The organism is Microbispora hainanensis, from assembly GCF_036186745.1.
GTDB lineage: Bacteria > Actinomycetota > Actinomycetes > Streptosporangiales > Streptosporangiaceae > Microbispora.
Genome location: NZ_CP108086.1, coordinates 7562445 through 7582993 on the forward strand (window position 1 = coordinate 7562445; position 20549 = coordinate 7582993).

The following is a 20549-nucleotide window of genomic DNA, read 5'->3' on the forward strand; positions in this document are numbered from 1 at the left end:
AGGTCGTCGTCGCCGTACGCGCCGTGTCTCTGAGCTTCCGCGAACTGATGATCGCCAACGGCGACTACGTCCTGCCGGTGAAGCCGGACGTGGTGCCGATATCCGACGGGGCCGGCGACATCGTGTCGGTCGGGCCCGGGGTCGACTCCCGGCGGATCGGCGAACGGGTCGCCGCCACCCTCTTCCCGAGCTGGCAGGACGGCCCTTTCGGCGTCGAGCACCTGCCGCAGCGCGGGGGCTCACTGGACGGCATGCTCACCGAACGCGCCGTGATCGGCGCGGACGCGTTGGTGCCGGTCCCCCGCCATCTGTCCTACGAGGAGGCGGCGACGCTCCCCTGCGCCGCGGTCACCGCCTGGAACGCCGTGACCGGCGCGGACGGCCTGCGTCCGGGCCAGACCATGGTGACGCAGGGATCGGGCGGGGTGTCGCTGTTCGCCCTGCAGTTCGCCAAGACGCTCGGCGCCCGGGTGATCGCCACAACGAGCAGCCCCGAGAAGGCGCTCCGCCTGCGCGGCCTGGGCGCGGACGAGGTCATCGACTACCGGGCCGTCCCCGACTGGCCCGCGAGGGTCCGCGAGCTCACCGGCGGACGGGGCGCCGACCGCGTCATCGACGTCGCCGGCCTGCTGGAACAGTCCCTCAAGGCGGTCGCGATGGCCGGGCTTCGTCTCCGCCACCTCGCCCCCGCTCGACGCGCGCACGCTCTTCGCCTCCGGCGCGACCGTGCGCTCCGTCGCGGTCGGCAGCCGCGCCCAGTTCCTCGCCATGAACCGAGCCGTCGAGGTCAACGGCCTGCACCCGGTCATCGACCGCGTGTTCCCCTTCGACCAGGCCCACGACGCCTACCGCTATTACGCCTCGGGCAAGGCGTTCGGCAAGGTCGTCATCACCGTCTGACCCGGCGCGGACGTCCCGGGCGACGTCGCGGCGCCGCCACACCCACTCCCCTGGCCCGTACGGCGGACGGCCCGGGGGGCGTACGCGCCGCGGCGTAGCCGCACGTGACGTTCCCCGGGGGACGCCCGCGACACCCTCCGCGCACCAGCGTTGGACCTCTCTTCGCAGACGACGAGAGGTGCGAGATGGAGACGTTGCGACGTCTGGCCGGTCTGCCCGCGGGGCGGGTCGGCAAGTGGGCGGTGATCGCCGTCTGGCTGGCGGTGATCGTCCCCCTCGGCGTGCTGGCCGCGGGGATCGGGCAGGCGCAGGACAACGACGAGACCAGCTGGATGCCGTCGGGGGCCCCGTCGACCCGGGCCGTGGAACTGACCCGGCGGGAGTTCCCCGCGGCCCGCGACAGCGCCCTGGTGCTCGTCTACGCGCGGCAGGGCGGCCTGGGCGCGGCCGACCGCGCGGCGGTGCTCGATGACAGAAACCGGCTCCGGGCCCTCGGGGACGTGACCGGGCCGGCGCCCTCGGCGGACGGCGCGGCGCTCACACTGACGGTTCCGGTGCCGGGCGACGCCATGGAGAGCGGCGAGGCGACGCGGATCGTGGCCCGGGCACGGGAGATCATGCGGGCCGGGCTGCCCGCCGGGCTCACCGCCGCCGCCACCGGGCCCGCCGCCTCCCGCGCGGACGCGGCGGACGCCAACGGCCGGGTCGACGGAACGCTCACCCTGGTCACCGTGGCGGTGGTCGCGCTGCTCCTGCTCGTCACCTACCGCAGCCCGGTGCTGCCGCTCGTCCCTCTCGCCTGCGTCGCGGCGGGCGTGGTGGCCGCGCAGGCCGGGGCCGTCCTGGTCGCCGAAGCGGGCGTCGTGGTCAACGGCTCGGGCGCGGCGCTGATGATCGTCCTGGTGTTCGGGCTCGGCACCGACTACGCGCTCCTGCTGATCTCCCGATACCGGGAGGAGCTGGCGGAGCACTCCGACCGGCACCAGGCGATGGCTCTGGCGCTGCGACGCACGGCGCCGTCCGTGGCGGCCTCCGCCGCGACCATGGCCCTCGCCGCGCTGGCCCTGTTCGCGGCGGACATGAACTCCACCAAAGGGCTCGGCCCGCTCGCGGCGATCGCCGTCGTGGCCGCGCTGCTGGCCATGACCACCCTGCTGCCCGCGCTCCTCACGGCCCTGGGCCGGGGCGTGTTCTGGCCCGCCGTCCCCCGTCGTGCGGCCCCTGGCGCCCGTACGGCGCACATCTGGCGGTGGACGGGGCGGCTCGTCTCCGGGCGGCCGCGCCGTGCCTGGGCGGTGGCCGGGCTCACCCTCGCGGCGCTGGCCTGCGGCACGGCCTTCCTGCGGGTGGGCGTCCTCGACGGCGGCGACAACTTCACCCGCGTTCCGGAGTCGGCGGCCGGGCAGGAGGTCGTGCGGGCTCACTACCCCGGCGGCGCCACCGCGCCCGTCCTCGTCTACGTTCCCGCGCGGGCCGCCGCGACGGCCGCCGGGCTGGCCCGTACGGCGCCCGGCCTCGCCGCGTCCGGCCCGGCGGAGACGTCCGCTTCCGGCCGCTGGACGCGGATCACCGCCGTGCTCGCCGACCCTCCGTCGAGCGACCCGGCCCGGCGGTCGGTCGAGGGCCTGCGCGCGCGGCTCGCCCGGGCCGTGCCCGACGCACTGGTGGGGGGACAGACGGCGGCGCTGCTCGACCGGGACGCCGCGATGGACCGCGACCTGGCGGTGATCGTGCCGCTCGTGACCGGCGTCGTCACCCTCGTCCTCGGCGTCCTGCTCCGCGCGGCCGTCGCGCCCCTGCTGCTGCTCGGCTGCGCCCTGCTCTCGTCCGGCGCCGCTCTCGGCCTGTCCGCGCTGCTGTTCCACGCTCTCGGGTTCGCCCGCACCGACCAGACCGTGCTCACGCTCGGGTTCCTCTTCCTGGTGGCGCTGGGCGTGGACTACACGATCTTCCTCATGGCCCGGGCCAGGCAGGAGGTCCGCGAGCGCGGGCACCGGGACGGCGTCGTCACGGCCCTCGTCGCGACGGGGGGCGTCATCACCGGCGCCGGCGTCGTGCTCGCCGCGACGTTCCTGGTGCTCACCATCACCCCGGTGGTCCTCAACATCCAGCTCGGTCTGCTGGTCGCGCTCGGCGTGCTCGTGGACGCGTTCGTGGTGCGCACGGTCCTGGTCCCCGCCCTGGCGCTCGACATCGGCCCGGCGACCTGGTGGCCCGCCCGTCCCGCGCCCGCGCCGCGCCCGTTCGGTCAGCCCTCGGGGATCGGCAGCCCGCCCTGGTAGGCGAACACGACGAGCTGGGCGCGGTCCCGTGCGCCCAGTTTCGTCATGGCCCGGCCCACGTGGGTGCGTACGGTGGCGGCGCTGACCACCAGCCGGCCCGCGATCTCGTCGTTGGACAGGCCGGCGGCGACCCACCCCACCACCTCGCGTTCGCGCTCGGTGAGCGCCGACAGCCGCACTCTGGCCTCGCCGGGCGGGCCCGGCCGGCCGGCGAACCGCGCGATCACCCGGCGGGTGACCGCGGGCGACAGCAGCGACTCTCCCGCGGCCACCACCCGCACCGCCCGCAGCATCTCGTCCGGCTCCGCGCTCTTGAGCAGAAAGCCCGACGCGCCTGCCCGGAGCGCGTCGAACACGTGGTCGTCCAGGTCGAACGAGGTCAGCATGACCACCCGGGTCGCGGGTGCCTCGGCGACGATCCGCCGGAGCGCCTCGATCCCGTCGAGCACCGGCATCCGGATGTCCATCAGGACCACGTCGGGGCGCCACCGGCGGACGGCGGCCACGGCGGCGGCCCCGTCCGCAGCCTCGGCGACCAGGTCGATGTCCGGCTCGTCCTCCACCAGCATGCGCACGCCCATCCGCACCAGCGCCTGGTCGTCCGCGACGGCCAGTCGTATGGGCGCCTCCGGGGGCGTCATATCCGGTCCCCTGCGGGCCGGGGATCGCGCGGCAGGACCGCCAGGACCCGGAAGCCGCCCCCGGGGCCCGGGCCGGCCTCCAGGGTGCCGCCCACCGACGCCGCGCGCTCCCGCATGCCGGGCAGGCCGTGCCCGCTCCCCTGACGGTCGCCGTCATGCCCCAGGCCGCCGGTGCCGTCGTCGGTCACCGTCACCGACACCGTCTCCGGTCCGTACGCCACCCTCACCTCCGCCCGGGAGGCGCCGGCGTGCCGCACCACATTGGTCAGCGACTCCTGCACGATCCGATATCCGGCCAGGTCCACCGCCGCGGGCACCCGGCTCCGCGTCCCCTCGACGACCAGGTCCACCGCCAGGCCGCCCCGCCGCACCGCCTCGACGATCTCCGGCACCCGGTCCAGCCCCGGCACCGGGGCCAGCCCCGTCCCCGGCAGCGTCCCCGGCAGCGTCCCCGGCGGTGACCGCAGCGCGACCCGCAGCTCCTCCAGAGCCTGGGCGCTCAGCTCCCGCATGGCCTGCAGCGACTGCTCGGCCCGCTCGGGGCGCCGGTGCAGCACGTGCAGGGCCACCCCCGCCTGCATGTTGATCACGGCGAGACTGTGGCCCACGATGTCGTGCACCTCCCGCGCCATCCGCAGCCGCTCCTCCTGGACGTGGCCGAGGCGCTCCGCCTCGGCGGCGCGCGTCCTGACCCGGCGGTAGGCGCGCACGGCCACCCCCGCCGTCCACGGCGCGACGAGCCACAGCGCGGCCAGCGCGGGCACGCCCATCTCCGGCGCGTCCGGCGCGCCCGTCCAGGACGAGAACGACAGGTAGGCGGCGGTCACCGCCGCCAGCGCCACCCCGGACACCCGTTCCGGCCGCCAGGCGGCGGCGGAGTACACGGCCACCGACGTCAGTTCGAGCACCGGGGCGTACGGGTGACCGCGGGCCAGGAAGGCGATCGTGGCGGCGAAGGTCACCACGAGGGCGGCGAGCGGCCAGGCCCGCCGCGCCACGAGCCCGGCCGCCGCCACCCCGACCAGCGCGCACCCCGCCGCGTCGAGCCGCAGGCCGCGCTCGCTCAGCGCGGACGCCGTACCGAGCGCGGCGAGCACACCGAGGACGGCCGCGAACAGGACGTCGAGCGGCGCCACCCGCCACGGACCTCCGCCGGGCCGCGCGCCGCCCGAAACCAGTGCGGCGCGCCACGCCGCCATCCGTTCCATGACTCCGAACGTACGTAAGGACACGCCCGGCGGCATCAGCGCTGTGACGTATTCCGGTCGCACACCCGGCGTAGGCGGGCCGGGCGGGAACGGCTCAGGCGATCAGGGAGTCGATCGCGACGGCGAGGAACAGCAGCGCCAGGTAGATGTTCGACCAGTGGAAGAACCGCATCGGGCGCAGGTCGACGCCGGTCTTGCCGGCGTTCACGCGGCCGAGCAGGCGGTAGACCTCCACCAGGCAGACCGCGCCGAGCACGGCCGCGGCGGCCGGATAGAGCAGGGACGTGCCGGCGATCGGCCACAGCAGCAGCGAGCACAGCACGGTGGCCCAGGTGTAGGCGACGACCTGCCGGACGACCCGGCGCTCGGTGGCGACCACCGGCAGCATGGGCACCTCGGCCGCGGCGTAGTCCTCGCGGTAGCGCATGGCGAGCGTCCAGGTGTGCGGCGGCGTCCAGAAGAACACCACGCCGAACAGCACGACCGGGGCCCACGACAGCGTGCCGGTGATGCCGGCCCAGCCGATCAGCACCGGCATGCAGCCGGCGATGCCGCCCCACACGATGTTCTGCGACGTACGCCGCTTGAGCACCAGCGAGTAGACGAAGACGTAGAACAGGATCGCGCCCAGCGACAGCATCGCGGCCGGCCCGTTGACCGTGAGGGCGAGCCCGAGCGTGGAAAGAGTGCCGAGAATCACACCGAAGACCAGCGCGCCCGCCGGCGACACGTCGTGCTTGGCGAGCGGACGCCTGCGGGTGCGCCGCATCGTCCGGTCGATGTCCCGGTCGATGTAGCAGTTCAGGACGTTCGCGCTGCCCGCCGACAGGGTGCCGAACACCATGGTGGCGGTGGCGGTCCACAGGTCGGGCAGGCCATGCGCCGCGAGGAACATGACCGGCAGGGTCGTGATCAGCAGCAGCTCGATGATCCGGGGCTTGGTGAGCGCCACGTAGGCCTTCACGAGCGCCCCGATGGAGCGGGGAGCCGTGGCCGTCGCGGTGGACCCCAGCGGGGTCACCGTCTGCTTGTTCGTCAGGACCGTCAAGGCGCTTCCAACACGTGCGGGGTCAACGCGTAACCTCTGATTAGGGCGGATCTCCGGGCAGCCTGTCTCCGGGCGGCAGCCGGCACTTGGTCAATCACTGTAGTCGCCACCGCAGGTGGTCCCCGAACCGGGGCCGAAGCCGCAGGTGTCGCCACCGAGGTGGCTACCAAACGGTATTACGAGGAACCCGTTAGGGTCCCCTGTGGGCGGGAAATGCCAGAACCGGCGCGAATACAAAGAGGGGATCGAGCAGTTGAGCAGCGCAAGCCTTGAGTGGAGTGATCTTGACCGGCAGGCGGTCGACGTCGTGCGAGCCCTGGCGATGGACGCCGTGGAGAAGGCGGGATCGGGTCACCCCGGCACCGCGATGAGCCTCGCCCCCGCTGCCTATCTTCTTTTCCAGCGGGTCCTGCGTCATGACCCCTCGGATCCCAAGTGGGTCGGACGAGACAGGTTCGTCCTTTCCTGCGGGCATTCGAGCCTGACGCTCTACATTCAGCTCTACCTGTCCGGCTACGGCCTGACCCTGGACGACCTCAAGGCGCTCCGGCAGTGGGGCAGCCTCACCCCGGGCCACCCCGAGTACGGCCACACGGCCGGCGTGGAGACCACGACCGGTCCGCTCGGCCAGGGCATCGGCAACGCGGTCGGCATGGCCATGGCGGCCCGCCGCGAGCGCGGCCTGTTCGACCCGGACGCCGCGCCCGGCGCCTCGCCGTTCGACCACATGATCTGGTGCTTCGCCTCCGAGGGCGACCTCGAGGAGGGCATCAGCCACGAGGTCAGCGCCCTCGCGGGTCACCAGAAGCTCGGCAACCTGGCCGTGGTCTTCGACTCCAACCACATCTCCATCGAGGACGACACCCAGATCGCCCTGTCCGAGGACATCGCCAAGCGCTACGAGGCGTACGGCTGGCACGTCCTGGAGGTCGACTGGACCAAGACGGGCGAGTACGTCGAGGACGTCCAGGAGCTGTACGCCGCGCTCGAGGCGGCCCGTGCCGAGACCGACCGGCCGACGTTCATCAAGCTCCGCACGATCATCGGCTGGCCGGCGCCGAACAAGCAGAACACCGGCAAGATCCACGGCTCGGCCCTGGGCGCCGACGAGGTCGCCGCGACCAAGCGCGTCCTCGGCATGGACCCCGAAAAGAGCTTCGACGTTCCCGACGAGGTGCTCGGCCACGCTCGTGAGGTCGTCCAGCGCGGCCGGGCCCTGCGCGCCGAGTGGGACAAGGGCTACCAGAGCTGGCGCGAGGCCAACCCCGAGCGGGCGGAGCTGTTCGACCGGATCTCCAAGCGCGAGCTGCCGGAGGGCTGGGACAAGGCGCTGCCGTCGTTCGAGATCGGCTCGCAGGTCGCCACGCGCAAGGCGTCCGGCGAGGTGCTGAACGCGCTCGCACCGGTGCTGCCGGAGCTGTGGGGCGGCTCGGCCGACCTCGCCGAGTCCAACAACACCACGATGAAGGGCGAGCCGTCCTTCATCCCGGACGAGTACCAGACCAAGGAGTTCCCCGGGAACCGGTACGGCCGCACGCTGCACTTCGGCATCCGCGAGCACGGCATGGGCGCGATCCTGAACGGCATCGCGCTGCACAACGGCACCCGCCCCTACGGCGGCACCTTCCTGGTGTTCAGCGACTACATGCGCCCGTCGGTGCGGCTCGCCGCGCTGATGAAGCTGCCGGTGACCTACGTCTGGACGCACGACTCGATCGGTCTCGGCGAGGACGGCCCGACCCACCAGCCGATCGAGCACCTGTGGGCGCTGCGCGCGATCCCCGGCCTCGACGTCGTCCGCCCGGCCGACGCCAACGAGACGGCGGCCGCGTGGAAGGCCGTCCTCGAGCACAACGACCGCCCGGCGGGCCTCGCCCTGACCCGGCAGAACGTCCCCACCCTCGACGGCACGGACCCGGACGCCGTCGCGCGGGGCGGCTACGTCCTGCAGGACGCCTCCAACGGCCAGCCGGAGGTGGTGATCATCGGCACCGGCAGCGAGGTCCAGCTCGCCGTCGAGGCCCGCACGATCCTGGAGTCCCAGGGCATTCCGACCCGCGTGGTCTCGATGCCGTGCGTGGAGTGGTTCCGGGAGCAGGACTCCGCCTACAAGCAGACCGTGCTGCCGCCCGCCGTCAAGGCCCGGGTCGCGGTCGAGGCGGGAATCTCCTTGGGCTGGCGCGAGTTCGTGGGAGATGCGGGCGAGGTCCTGGGGCTCGAGCACTTCGGCGCGTCCGCGCCGTACAAGACGATTTACGAGCAGTTCGGCCTCACCGCCGACCGGGTCGTCGCCGCCGCCAAGGCCAGCCTGGCCAAGACGGGCGCCGACAAGGGCGAGACGACCGGAAACTGAGGGACGAAGGATGAATGAGAATCTGAAGCGGCTGACGGACGCCGGAGTCTCCATCTGGCTCGACGACATCAGCCGGGAGCGGCTGCGCTCCGGCAACCTCGCCGCCCTGATCCGCGACAAGAACGTGACGGGGGTCACCTCCAACCCCACGATCTTCGCCTCCGCGCTGAGCAAGGGCGACGCCTACGACGCGCAGCTGCGCGACCTCGCCACCCGCGGCGTGACGGTCGAGGAGGCCGTGCGGGCGATCACCACGTTCGACATCCGCTGGGCGGCCGACGTGCTGCGGCCGGTCTTCGACGCCACCCGCGGCGTCGACGGGCGCGTGTCGATCGAGGTGGACCCGCGCCTGGCCCGCAAGACCGAGGCGACGATCGCCGAGGCACGCGCGCTGTGGTGGCTGGTCGACCGGCCCAACGTGCACATCAAGATCCCGGCGACCGTCGAGGGCCTGCCGGCGATCACCCAGGCCATCTCCGAGGGCATCAGCGTCAACGTCACGCTGATCTTCTCGCTGGAGCGCTACCGCCAGGTGATGGACGCCTGGCTGAGCGGGCTGGAGAAGGCGAAGGCCAACGGCCTCAACCTCGCCACGATCGAGTCGGTCGCGTCGTTCTTCGTCAGCCGCGTCGACACCGAGATCGACAAGCGCCTCGACAAGATCGGCACGCCGGAGGCCGCCGGGCTGAAGGGCAAGGCCGGCGTGGCCAACGCCCGCCTGGCGTACGCCGCGTACGAGGAGATCATGAACTCGCCGCGCTGGCAGGCGCTGCGCGCGGCCGGCGCGCACCCGCAGCGCCCGCTGTGGGCCTCCACCGGCGTGAAGAACCCCGACTACCCCGACACCCTGTACGTGGAGCAGCTCGTCACGGCCGGGGTCGTCAACACCATGCCGGAGAAGACCCTGGACGCCGCGGCCGACCACGGCCGGATCTCGGGCGACACGATCCGCCCCTTCTACCAGCAGGCGTGGGACGTCATGGCCTCGCTCAAGCAGGCCGGCATCGACTACGACGACGTCGTCCGCGTGCTGGAGGAGGAGGGCGTCGAGAAGTTCGAGACGTCCTGGAACGAGCTGCTCGAAACCGTCGACGGCGAGCTGCGGAAGGCCTGAGCTACAGATGACAATCGAGGTGACCCTCGGCGACGAGGCGGACGCCGTCCAAGCGGTCAAGGGCAAGCTCGTGGCCGAGGGCGTGCCCGCGGCCCTCTCCGCCGGCGACTCCACCCTCTGGGGCCCGCAGGCGCAGCCCGAGGCCGCCATCCGGCTGGGCTGGCTCGACCTGCCCGAGACCAGCCGGGAGCTGCTGCCGGAGATCGCCGAGCTGGTGGAGCGGGCCCGCTCCCAGGGCCTTGACCACGTGGTGCTCGCCGGCATGGGCGGCTCCTCCCTCGCCCCCGAGGTGATCTGCGCCACCGAGGACGTGCCGCTGACCGTCCTCGACACGACCGACCCGCACCAGGTGCGGCGCGCGCTCGCCGACCGGCTCGACCGCACGATCGTGGTGGTGGCGAGCAAGAGCGGCGGCACGATCGAGACCGACAGCCACCGGCGCATCTACGAGCAGGCGTTCCGCGACGCGGGGATCGACCCGGCCGAGCGGATCGTGGTCGTCACCGACCCCGGCTCCCCGCTGGAGCGCACGGCCATCGAGGCCGGATATCCGGTCGTGCTCGCCGACCCGAACGTGGGCGGCCGCTACAGCGCGCTCACCGCGTTCGGCCTGGTCCCGAGCGCCCTGGCGGGCGCCGACGTGACCAAGCTGCTCGACGACGCCGCCGCGGTGAGGCCGCTGCTGGCCCAGGACGAGGGCAACCCGGGCCTGGACCTCGGCGCGCTGCTCGGCGCGAACGCGCTGCAGGGCCGCGACAAGCTGATCCTGCGCGACGCGCCGTCCGACATCACCGGCCTGCCCGACTGGATCGAGCAGCTCATCGCCGAGTCGACCGGCAAGGAGGGCAAGGGCATCCTGCCCGTCGTCGGCGCCGAGGCCGCCGAGGCGGACGACCAGTTCCTCGTCACCATCGGGCCCGACAGCGGCACGACCGTCGACGGCCCGCTGGGCGCGCAGTTCCTCGTCTGGGAGTACGCCACTGCGATCGCGGGCCGGGTGCTCGGGATCAACCCGTTCGACCAGCCGAACGTCGCCGAGTCGAAGGAGAACACCACCCGGATCCTGCAGGAGGCAGGGGACGGCCCGCTGCCGACCGGCACCCCGGTGCTCACCGACGGCCCGGTCGAGGTGTACGGCGACGTGCCGGGCGACCTGAAGAACCTGGCCGACGTCCTCACCTGGCTGCTGCGCGCGATCCCCGAGCGCGGCTACCTGGCGATCATGGCGTACCTCGACCGCGAGGCCGCGTTCGACGCGGCGGTCGTCGGCGAGGCGTCCTTCGAGGAGATGACCGACACCTGGGCGAGCGCCGACGTCGCGACGCTGCGGGCGCTGCTCGACTACCGCACCGACCACGCGGTCACGTTCGGCTGGGGCCCGCGCTTCCTGCACTCCACCGGGCAGTACCACAAGGGCGGTCCGGCGTCGGGCGTGTTCCTGCAGATCACCGGTGCGGTGACCGACGACATCGAGGTCCCCGGCAAGCCCTACACGCTGGGCAGGCTGCAGCTCGCCCAGGCGCTGGGCGACCTGGGCGCCCTGACGTCCCGGGGCAGGCCGGCCGTGCGCCTGCACCTCACCGACCGCGTCGCCGGGGTCAGGCACCTGCTCTCCGTGGCCGAGGAGCTCTGACCATGCGATGCGTTACAGGCGAAGGGCCCGTCCGCAGGGAGGACACATGACGGAGCAACAGGAGCCGCAGGCCCCCGCCGACGACGCCCGTCAGGCGCCGGAGGCGCCCAGCGGTGCAGTACCAGAGGCAGTGCGGCAGGCGGCGGACGATCTGACGAGCGCTGAGCGTGCGGTTCTGGCCGCCGCTCAGGCCGCCACGACCGGGACCACCGAGCTGACCGCGGCCGCCAACCCGCTGCGCGACCCGCGCGACCGGCGCCTGCCCAGGGTGGCCGGGCCGTGCGTGCTCGTGCTGTTCGGGGTCACCGGCGACCTCGCCAAGCGCAAGCTGCTGCCGGCGATCTACGACCTGGGGAACCGGGGGCTGCTGCCCCCGGGCTTCTCCCTGGTCGGTTTCGCCCGCCGCGACTGGGCGCACGAGGACTTCGCCCAGGTCACGTACGAGGCGGTCAAGGAGCACGCGCGGACGCCGTTCCGCGAGGAGGTCTGGAAGCAGCTCAGCGAGGGCATCCACTTCTGCCCCGGTGAGTTCGGCGACGAGGGCGCCTTCGACGTCCTCGCCATGATGCTGAAGGAGATCGACGAGACCCGGGGCACCGGCGGCAACTACGCCTTCTACCTCTCGGTCCCGCCGAAGTTCTTCCCGCTCGTGATCGAGCAGCTCAAGCGGACGAACCTGGCCAGGGGCCCCGAGGGCTCCTGGCGCCGGGTCGTCATCGAGAAGCCGTTCGGGCACGACCTGAAGAGCGCCCAGGAGCTCAACGCGATCACCAGCGCGGTGTTCCCCGAGAGCTCGGTCTTCCGGATCGACCACTACCTCGGCAAGGAGACCGTCCAGAACATCCTGGCGCTCCGCTTCGCCAACACGCTGTACGAGCCGATCTGGAACCGCGGCTACGTCGACCACGTGCAGATCACGATGGCCGAGGACATCGGCATCGGCGGCCGGGCCGGCTACTACGACGGCATCGGCGCGGCCCGTGACGTGATCCAGAACCACCTGCTCCAGCTCCTCGCGCTGGTCGCGATGGAGGACCCCACGTCCTTCGACGCCGACGCGCTGCGCCGGGAGAAGGAGAAGGTGCTGCGGGCCGTCAAGCTGCCCGCCGACCTGGCCACCGGCACCGCCCGCGGCCAGTACGTCCGGGGCTGGCAGGGCGGCGAGCCCGTCGTCGGCTACCTGGAGGAGCAGGGCATCTCCCCCGACTCCACCACCGAGACGTACGCCGCGGTGAAGCTGGAGGTGGCCAACCGCCGGTGGGCCGGGGTGCCGTTCTACCTGCGTACGGGCAAGCGGCTCAGCCGCCGCATGACCGAGGTGGCCGTCGTCTTCCAGAAGGCGCCGCACCTGCCGTTCAGCAAGGACGACACCGAGATCCTCGGGCACAACGCGCTGGTCATCCGTGTCCAGCCGGACGAGGGCATCACGGTGCGCTTCGGCTCCAAGGTGCCGGGCACGGCCATGGAGGTCAGGGACGTCAACATGGACTTCGCCTACGGCGAGTCGTTCATGGAGTCCTCCCCCGAGGCGTACGAGCGGCTGCTGCTCGACGTGCTCATCGGCGACCCGCCCCTGTTCCCGCACCAGCGGGAGGTGGAGCTGTCCTGGCAGATCCTGGACCCGATCGAGGAGTTCTGGGCCACCCAGGGCAGGCCCGAGGGGTACGCGTCCGGCTCCTGGGGTCCCGCCTCGGCCGACGCGATGCTGGCCAGGGACGGACGCGCCTGGAGGCGGCTGTGAGCGCTGTCAGCGCGCCGTGTCCGGGGTGGAGTGAGCGGAGAGCGGTGTGACGACCTTCAACCTGACCGAGACGACCGCGTCGAAGATCTCTTCGACGCTGACCCGCCTGCGGCACCAGATGGGCGCGCCCGCCGTCGGCATGGTGCTCACCCTCGTCGTGGTGGTGGACGAGGCGGGACAGTACGACGCCCTGCGCGCGGCCACCGAGGCGGCGCGCGAGCACCCCTCGCGCATCCTGATGGTGATCAACCGCGACCCGGCCGAGCCCAACCGGCTGGACGCGGAGATCCGCGTGGGCGAGTCGGCGCCGGGCGAGGTCGTGCTGCTGCGCCTGTACGGCGAGCTGACCGAGCACGCCGACTCGGTGATCACGCCGCTGCTGCTCACCGACACGCCGGTGGTGGTGTGGTGGCCGGGCGACTGCCCGGAGATCCCCGCCAAGGACCCGGTCGGGCATCTCGGCAGCCGCCGGATCCTGGACGCCAGGTCGGCCCCGGACGCGGTCGCCGCGATCTCCTCGCGGGCCGCCAGCTACGTCCCCGGCGACACCGACCTGGCCTGGACCCGGCTCACGCCGTGGCGCAGCCTGCTGGCCGCCGCCTTCGACCAGCCCGTCGGGAAGGTCACCGGTGGTGTGGTGGAGGCCGCGCCGGGCAACCCCAGTGCGCCGCTGCTGGCCGCCTGGCTGTGCGACCGCCTGGAGGCGCCGATCGAGGTCGCCGAGTCCGGCGGCCCCGGCCTGACGGGCGTACGGCTGTCGATCGCGAGCGGCGGCGAGCTGACGGTGAGCAGGACCGATGCCAGGCTCGCCACTCTGTCACGGCCCGGCCACCCCGACCGGCGGGTCGCCCTGGCCCGCAGGCCGGCCTCGGAACTGCTCGCCGAGGAGCTGCGCCGGCTCGACCCCGACGAGATCTACGCCGCCGCGATCCGCCGGCTTGCGGAGATGAAGGGGCAGGGACGGTCGTGACCGGCGTTCCCACCGTCATCGTCCACCGTGACGCCGAACTGCTGGCCCAGGCCGTGGCCGCCCGTCTCATCACGCGGCTGGTGGACACGCAGGCGGCCCGCGGTTCGGCGCACCTGGTGCTGACCGGCGGCACCGTGGGCATCGCGACGCTGGCCGCCCTCGCGGGCACAGCGGCGCGCGACGCCATCGACTGGCGGGCACTGGACATCTGGTGGGGCGACGAGCGGTTCCTGCCGACCGGTCACCCCGAGCGCAACGAGACCGGGGCGCGTCAGGCCCTGCTCGACCACGTCGACGTCGACCCGGCCCGGGTGCACCCGATGCCCGGCCCCGACTCGGGGATGACCGCCGAGGAGGCCGCCGACGCGTACGCGGTCGAGCTGGCCAAGGCGGCCAGGCCGGAGGACCACGGGCCGGTGCCCTCGTTCGACGTGCTGCTGCTCGGCATGGGGCCCGACGGCCACGTGGCCTCGCTGTTCCCCGGCCAGCCGGCCGTCTACGAGGAGGAGCGGCCGGTCGTGGCCGTGCACGGCTCGCCCAAGCCGCCGCCCACCCGGGTGTCGCTGACGTTCCCCGCCCTGCGGGCCGCCAGGGAGATCTGGGTCGTCGCGGCGGGCGAGGAAAAGGCCCAGGCGGTCAGGATGGCGCTGTCCGACGCCGGACCGTTCCAGGTGCCGGCCGCCGGCGCGCGCGGGCGGCAGCGCACGCTGTTCCTGCTCGACCGTGCCGCCGCGCACAAGATCCCGCCATCGCTGGGGCGGATCGCCTCCCCCTGAGCTCACGGCAGGACGGCCGGGCGCGGGCATGATGCCCGCGCCCGGCCGTTTCCATCTGCCCGGCTCTTGTCATCTCCCAGCCGCGCCGTCTCCCCGCCACGGCCATCTCCCGGTCGTTCCGTCTCCCCGGCCACGGCCATCTCCCCGCCGCGCCGTCTCTCCTGCCATAGCCATCCCGCTCGTTCCATCTCCCGGCCGCTCCGTCTCTCCTGCCGTTGCCGTCTCCCGGTCGTTCCGTCTCCCCGGCCACGGCCATCTCCCGGTCGTTCCGTCTCCCCGGCCACGGCCATCTCCCGGTCGTTCGGTCTCCCGAGCCGCGCCGCCGCTCCTCAAACCCCGATCATGTGGTACGAGCCGTAGCCGGCGTGGGCCGGAGCCACGGGCCCTATTCCATGCCGCATCTAGCAATTGCGCCAGGGCGAGACACGCGCCGGCTCTCTGCCTCGGCCGGTGGTCCACAGCCGGTGGTCCGCGGCCGGTGGCCCGCACCTGGTGGCCCGCACCTGGTGGCCCGCGGCTGGTGCCCCATCCTCATCCCCTGATCTCTCTCTGCTTCTCTCCCTGTGTCTCCCGCGCGCTCTGCTCCCAGCCCTCATCACGCCCGGGATCTCCCCTGCTTCTCCCTGCGCATCCCCCTGCTTCTCCCTGCGCCTCCGGCCTGCTCTGCTCCTGTCCCCATCGCGGTCGGGCTCTCCCCTGCCCGCTTGCGCCGCAAGCCTGTAACCCCAACTGGTAGGCGTCGCCCGGTTGCTAAGAGTGACACGACCAGGAGATAATTCAAACAGTATTTCGAATCAAGCTAGGAGAGTGCGATGGATCTGTCCGACATCGATCCTGAGCACCTTCGTCGTTCGAACAACGTCGATAGCGACTGGAGCGACGGCTGGTGGGATCGCCTGATCGCCAATTCCCCACTGTGGTCGTCCGACGGTTCGTCCGCCCGCGCGCCCTTCCCGATCATCAACTTTGGGCCCCGGCAGCCCGCCGACGCGCCCCGCGCCGCAAGCGCGGACGCCCCGGGCATGGACGTCCCAGGCACCGATACCGACAGCGCAGATAACGACGGCGCGAACGCCGCGAGCGGGGCTGCCACCGGTGCGAATGCCGCTGGCATGAGCGGTGCTGACACGGACGGCGCTGACGCGAACGCCGAGCGTGGAGCTGCCGACGACGGCGCAGATACCACTGGCCCGGACGCTGCTAGCGCGACGGGCCCGGGTGCGGGTGCTTCCGGCGGTGTGGGTGGTCGTGATCGTGGTCGTGACCAGCGTCGTGTGCGGTCGTCGTGGGTGGTGGTGGGGTCGGTTCGTGAGGTGGCCCAAGAGCTGGCGCTGACCCCGCTTCCCGATGACGTGGACATGTGCCTGGCCGAGGCGGAGGAGTTGCTGTTCGCCCGCGACCGGATCACCAGCGCCCTGGCCGACCGGGTGGGGCGGGTGCATCGTGCGGGGCAGGCCAGGCAGCATGGGCATGCCTCCACCCGGTGCTGGCTGCGCACGAGTGGGGGGATGACGGTGGGGGGTGCGGGCCGCCTGCTCACGTTGGGGGCGGAACTGCCGCGCCTCCCTACCGTGCGGGAGAAGTTCGCTGCGGGTGAGTTGGCGGCGGGGGTGGTGGAGGCCATCTGCGCCGCTGTGGCCGGGCTATCGGATGAGCAGGCCGGCCTGGCGGAGCCGATCTTGGTGGACCTGGCGGGCAAGGCCGGGGCGGCGGAGGTCGCCAAGGCCGGCCGCCATCTGCGGGCGGTGCTGGACCCTGATGGGGATGAGCGGGATGAGCGGGCCGATTACGGGCGGCGGTTCCTGCGGGTCCGCCCGGGCAAGGGCGGCGGCGTGGAAGGGGAGTTCTACCTGCCGCGTGAGGCCGGCGCCCGGTTGATGGCGTTGTTGCAGGCGTACGCCAAGCTGAGGGCGCAGGGGGATGACCGCCCGCTGACGGTACGTCAGGCGGACGCGCTGATCGCCCTGCTGGAGCAGAAGATCGTCACCGAGCTCCTCGTCGTGGTCAGCGCCGAATCCCTCCCCACCGACCCCGAAACCACCGACCCCGAAACCACCGACCCCACCGACCCCACCGACCCCACCGACGACAACCCATACCCCGCCGACCCGGCCACCCAAGACCCCGCCGACCCGGCTACCGACGACACCGACCCGGCCACCCAAGACCCCGCTGACCCGGCCACCGACGACCCCGCCGACCATGTCGAGGACGCGCGGGACGCCGAGGACTTCGAGGAAGGCCGGGAGCACACGGGCGACTTTGCTCCCGGCGAGTCCGACGACCTCGACTCGGCCGAGGCCGAGGCAGGTGCCGGTGCGGGGAGCAATGCCGATGCCGACGGAGCCGCTGACGCCTGCACCGAGAGCGCCGCCGACACCGTAGCCCCTGCGCCTGTCGAGGCCGCCGACAATGCCTCCGACGCGATGAGCGGCCCCGGTCACGCGAGCGGCGCGGACGGCCCCGACGGCTTCGACACTCCCGAGGCCGACGTCACCAGCGACTACACCCCCGACGCCACGGGAAGCTCCGAGGCCCCGAGCGAGGCCGTTGCCACCGGCGACTGCGACAGCGACGCCGAAAGCGCCGACGACCCCACCGGGGCCGAGGGCGCCGCCTCCGGCGTGATGGGCGACCCCACTGCGGGCGGCACCGACTGCCCCGACGCCGACAACGCTGGCGACCCTGCGCCCGCCGAAGCCGACGAGTTCGACACTGCCGAGGCCGAGGCAGGTGCCGGTACGGGTAGCGATGCCGGTGAGCGGCGGCCCGGCGAGTGCGAGCCGTCCGACACCGCAAGCACCGCCGTTGCCGAGGGCGACCACACCGCAAGCACCGCCTCCGCCGAGGGCGGAGAGACCGTCAGCACCAGCTCTGCCGAGCGCCACGAGACCGCGCCCGCCACAGGCGGCGACGGCGACCGCGCTGCGGCCCCGTCTGGAGCACCGCACACCACACGGCGCGGGGCAGCATGGCCAGCCGACCGTGGAGGGCATTCGGACACGGCGCCTTCGGACACGGCGCCTTCGGACACGGCGTCTTGGGACACGGCGTCTTGGGGCGCGGGGTCTTGGGGCGCGTCGCCATCGCAGGCAGAGCACTCGGAGGCAGCGCCATCTCAGGCGGCGTCTTCGGCGGCGGTGTCTTCGGAGGCGGCGTGGCCGGATCCTCCTCCCGAGGACGCCTCCGCACGTCACACCCACGCCGGGCCTCGGCCTACGGGGGACTGCCGGCATGGCCAGGGCACGCCAGGGACGTCGGAAGGGGCGTCACCTGGAGCAGGGCAGGGTGCGTCACGGGGTGCGTCGGCGGGCACGATGCCCGGGGCGTCGCTGGGGACGGCGCTGGGAGCGTCAGCAGGCATGCCGCCAGGGGGACTGCTGGGATCAGCATTGGGGGCATCGCTGGGGGCGTCGTTGGGGGCGTCGTTGGGAATGGCACCGGGGACAGCGCCGGGGTTGCTGCTGGCGACCGGGCAGGTGCTGCCCCTCTCCAGCGTGCACCGCCTCGCCCGGACCTCGACACTGGTCCGGATCGTCATGAACGCCGAGGGACAGGTTCTCGACATGGGCCGAAAAGTCCGCCTCGCCACCCCCGCCCAACGCCGGGCCATCTACGCCCGCTACGCCACCTGCTGGATCGACGGCTGCCCACTCCCGGCGACCATGTGCCAGATCGACCACGCCGACAACTGGAGCACCGGCGGCCTCACGGACCTGAAGCTGCTGGGCCCGGCCTGCCAGTTCCACAACCGCGACCGCTACCAGCACCCCGACCGCTACACCCGCCGCAAAGTCGGCGAAGACCGCTGGGCCTTCACCTACCACCGCCTCGGACAAGCCCGACGACTACATGAATGAGGCCGGAGGTGCGGGGGTGAGCGCCGCGAACGACTGGGACGCGGCGGAGCTGTGGCGTGGGCCCGGTGGTGTGGCGGCGCGGTGGTGCGGCGGCGCGGTGGTGCGGCGGCGCGGCCGGTCACACCGTCTGCCGACGCCAGACGTAGCGTTGCGCTTGGCGAAACTCGGGAGCGTGGCCGGTCGCGTGCCGGTGATCCTAGTCGACGCGGCGCGGCGCGGCGCGGCGCGGGGCGGCGCGGCGCGGCGCCGGGCGGGGCGCGGTGGTGCGGTGCGGCGCCGCCCGGCGGACACCGGCCCGTTCAACAGCCTCGCCCTGAGAGCGCAGCCTCGCCTTGAGGACACAGCACAAGAAGGCATCAGTAACCGCACCTCACATCGCACCAGCGGGAGAAGAGAGGCAGGGACGGATGTGTCGCTTGTGGACCAAAGCAGGGGCAGGTGTGGACAGATGGGCGACAAGAGGGCAGGGAGAACCCCCTACGGGGGGCCTGATCGGGCCTCGTCGAGGGCGGCACGGGCCTGGTCGGCGCGCTGGCGGGCGGACCTGGCGGCGCGTTCGGCCTTCGTCTCCTCGCGGCGGACGACTTCCAGCCGGTGTTCGGCCGACTTCAGCTTCTCCTTGGCCTTGGCCAGCTTGTCCGTGAGCGCCTCGACCTTGGCCGTACGCCGCTCGTGCTCGCGCTCGGCCTCCGTCCGTTCGGCCGCCCAGTCGGCGCGGCCCCGCTCCGCCTCCCGGGCGGCCCGCTCGGCCTCGGCGAGGGCGTCTTCCAGCTCCTTCACGCGGCGCTCGTGCTCGGCTTCCCGCCGTTCCCGCTCCGCTTCGTCGCCTCCGGCCTTAGGCGCCGCCTGCCTGCGCGCCGCCGGTTCGGGGGCGGGTCGCACGACAGGGGCGGGAGTGAAGCCGCTGTAGCTCAGAGGGCGGGTCAGCCGGCCCAGGCGCACCTGCTCGGCCGCGTCCTCGTCCACCACCGCGGCGTCGAGGGTCTGCTCGATCTCCAGGTCGGCCGCCGGAGCCAGCGGATGCCCGGCCGCCTCCGCCTCCTCCCGTACGGACCGGACGAGACGGGCGACGAGTGGGGTCCGTTCGCGACCGGCCTCGGCCAGGGCCTCGGCGTCCTGGGCGCGCCAGGCGTCCCGCAGCCGCCGTCCGAGGTCGAGCAGCCGCCCGAGCTCCCGGCTCCGTTCGCGGGCGGTCCGGTTGACGGCCCAGGCGACCACGGTGGGCTTGCGCAACGCCTTGATCCGCTTGGCCAGCGCGGCGTCCCCCGCCGCCTTCGCTTCCTTGGCCAGCGCGTCACGCGCCGAGGTGAACTCCTCGGGCACCATGCCGTAGAGCCGGTCGGCCGCCTCGTCGAAGTCCACAGACCACGTGTACCCCCTGACGTTCCCCTGTGATAGGCACTCGTCGCGTGGAGTTCTTCTGTTATCACCGTGATCGGCCCGGCTCGGACCCGCTGCGCGAGGAGCTGGTGGAGGCCCACTGGTCCTACATGGACCGGTTCGACGCGGAGTTGATCGCCCGTGGCCCGACTCTGGACCGCGCCGCGGGCATCGCCACCGGCAGCGTGCACATCGTCGACCTGCCCGATCCCGCCGCCGCGCGTGCGTTCGCCTTCGACGAGCCCAACTATCAGGCCGGGGTGTATCGGGACGTGATGATACGGCGGTGGCGCAACGCGCTCGGACGCACCATGTGGGACTTTCCCGGCGGCCGGGACGGCGGCAACCGATATCTGGTGCTGGGTCTGGGCTCCGGGGAGGCCGCCGATCTCGTTCCGCCGACCGATCGGGACGAACTGATCGCGTACGGGCCGCTGCTGTCCGACGACGGCGCCGCCTGGCTGGGTACGGCGGCGCTGGTCCGGGCACCGGACATGGACGCGGCACGCGCCGTCCTGACCCGGGACCGGTACGCCGCCATCGAGGTGCACGACTGGGAGTTCGGCGGGCGGCGGTAGACCGGGGCGATCCGTCCTGGTCCGGCGCCCTGAGCTACGCCGGACCAGGAGGACCACCCGTGAGG

The 20549-nt window shown here is 72.9% G+C and carries 15 protein-coding genes and 1 pseudogene; 12 read left to right on the top strand and 4 right to left on the bottom strand.

What is annotated here, in order from left to right; all coding sequences use genetic code 11:
- Window positions 1-47 precede the first annotated feature (47 nt).
- The 3 genes and pseudogenes from OHB01_RS40045 to OHB01_RS34545 form a co-directional block, all read left to right on the top strand.
- A pseudogene (locus tag OHB01_RS40045) lies at window positions 48-605 on the top strand (zinc-dependent alcohol dehydrogenase family protein); the annotation flags it as partial.
- Window positions 606-768: 163 nt separating this feature from the next.
- On the top strand, window positions 769-900 hold the full coding sequence (locus OHB01_RS40050; protein ID WP_419197600.1) for a zinc-binding dehydrogenase: 132 nt from the start codon (window positions 769-771) through the stop codon (window positions 898-900).
- Between the two features lie 185 nt (window positions 901-1085).
- Window positions 1086-3182 (top strand): MMPL family transporter, encoded by a 2097-nt coding sequence (locus OHB01_RS34545; RefSeq protein ID WP_328854542.1) that lies wholly within the window; start codon window positions 1086-1088, stop codon window positions 3180-3182.
- Here OHB01_RS34545 and OHB01_RS34550 read toward each other — a convergent pair.
- The 3 genes from OHB01_RS34550 to OHB01_RS34560 all read right to left on the bottom strand — a co-directional run bounded on the left by OHB01_RS34550 (window position 3149) and on the right by OHB01_RS34560 (window position 6079).
- On the bottom strand, window positions 3149-3823 hold the full coding sequence (locus OHB01_RS34550; protein ID WP_142647477.1) for a response regulator: 675 nt from the start codon (window positions 3821-3823) through the stop codon (window positions 3149-3151). The two genes, OHB01_RS34545 and OHB01_RS34550, sit on opposite strands and share 34 nt — an antisense overlap.
- Entirely contained in the window at window positions 3820-5031 is a 1212-nt protein-coding gene (locus tag OHB01_RS34555) for a sensor histidine kinase (RefSeq protein ID WP_168065894.1), read from the bottom strand. Before OHB01_RS34555 ends, OHB01_RS34550 begins: the two co-directional genes overlap by 4 nt.
- Before the next feature lie 94 nt (window positions 5032-5125).
- Window positions 5126-6079, bottom strand: coding sequence for a heme o synthase (locus tag OHB01_RS34560; RefSeq protein ID WP_419197555.1), 954 nt, complete (start codon window positions 6077-6079; stop codon window positions 5126-5128).
- A gap of 253 nt (window positions 6080-6332) precedes the next feature.
- On the opposite strand from OHB01_RS34560, the gene tkt reads away from it, so the two are divergent.
- The 8 genes from tkt to OHB01_RS34600 all read left to right on the top strand — a co-directional run bounded on the left by tkt (window position 6333) and on the right by OHB01_RS34600 (window position 18526).
- Window positions 6333-8432, top strand: coding sequence for a transketolase (gene tkt / locus OHB01_RS34565; RefSeq protein ID WP_205830169.1), 2100 nt, complete (start codon window positions 6333-6335; stop codon window positions 8430-8432).
- Window positions 8433-8442: 10 nt separating this feature from the next.
- On the top strand, window positions 8443-9546 hold the full coding sequence (tal, locus tag OHB01_RS34570; protein WP_142647479.1) for a transaldolase: 1104 nt from the start codon (window positions 8443-8445) through the stop codon (window positions 9544-9546).
- A 7-nt stretch (window positions 9547-9553) separates the two neighbouring features.
- Window positions 9554-11179, top strand: a complete 1626-nt coding sequence (locus tag OHB01_RS34575) for a glucose-6-phosphate isomerase (protein WP_328854543.1) — start codon at window positions 9554-9556, stop codon at window positions 11177-11179.
- 46 nt (window positions 11180-11225) lie between these two features.
- Window positions 11226-12920 (top strand): glucose-6-phosphate dehydrogenase, encoded by a 1695-nt coding sequence (zwf, locus tag OHB01_RS34580; protein WP_205830170.1) that lies wholly within the window; start codon window positions 11226-11228, stop codon window positions 12918-12920.
- Between the two features lie 46 nt (window positions 12921-12966).
- Entirely contained in the window at window positions 12967-13890 is a 924-nt protein-coding gene (locus OHB01_RS34585; RefSeq protein WP_260617242.1) for a glucose-6-phosphate dehydrogenase assembly protein OpcA, read from the top strand.
- A complete protein-coding gene (gene pgl / locus OHB01_RS34590; protein ID WP_142647481.1) occupies window positions 13887-14666 on the top strand; it encodes a 6-phosphogluconolactonase in 780 nt (259 codons plus the stop codon). The genes OHB01_RS34585 and pgl overlap by 4 nt, the downstream gene beginning before the upstream one ends.
- A 1119-nt stretch (window positions 14667-15785) precedes the next feature.
- Window positions 15786-16001, top strand: a complete 216-nt coding sequence (locus tag OHB01_RS34595; RefSeq protein ID WP_328710371.1) for a hypothetical protein — start codon at window positions 15786-15788, stop codon at window positions 15999-16001.
- On the top strand, window positions 15980-18526 hold the full coding sequence (locus OHB01_RS34600) for a DUF222 domain-containing protein (protein ID WP_328854544.1): 2547 nt from the start codon (window positions 15980-15982) through the stop codon (window positions 18524-18526). Before OHB01_RS34595 ends, OHB01_RS34600 begins: the two co-directional genes overlap by 22 nt.
- Before the next feature lie 477 nt (window positions 18527-19003).
- On the opposite strand, the gene OHB01_RS34605 is transcribed toward OHB01_RS34600, so the two are convergent.
- A complete protein-coding gene (locus tag OHB01_RS34605) occupies window positions 19004-19888 on the bottom strand; it encodes a hypothetical protein (protein ID WP_147944940.1) in 885 nt (294 codons plus the stop codon).
- Window positions 19889-19935: 47 nt separating this feature from the next.
- Here OHB01_RS34605 and OHB01_RS34610 point away from each other — a divergent pair, with 47 nt between their 5' ends.
- On the top strand, window positions 19936-20484 hold the full coding sequence (locus OHB01_RS34610) for a YciI family protein (RefSeq protein ID WP_328854545.1): 549 nt from the start codon (window positions 19936-19938) through the stop codon (window positions 20482-20484).
- Window positions 20485-20549: the final 65 nt, after the last annotated feature.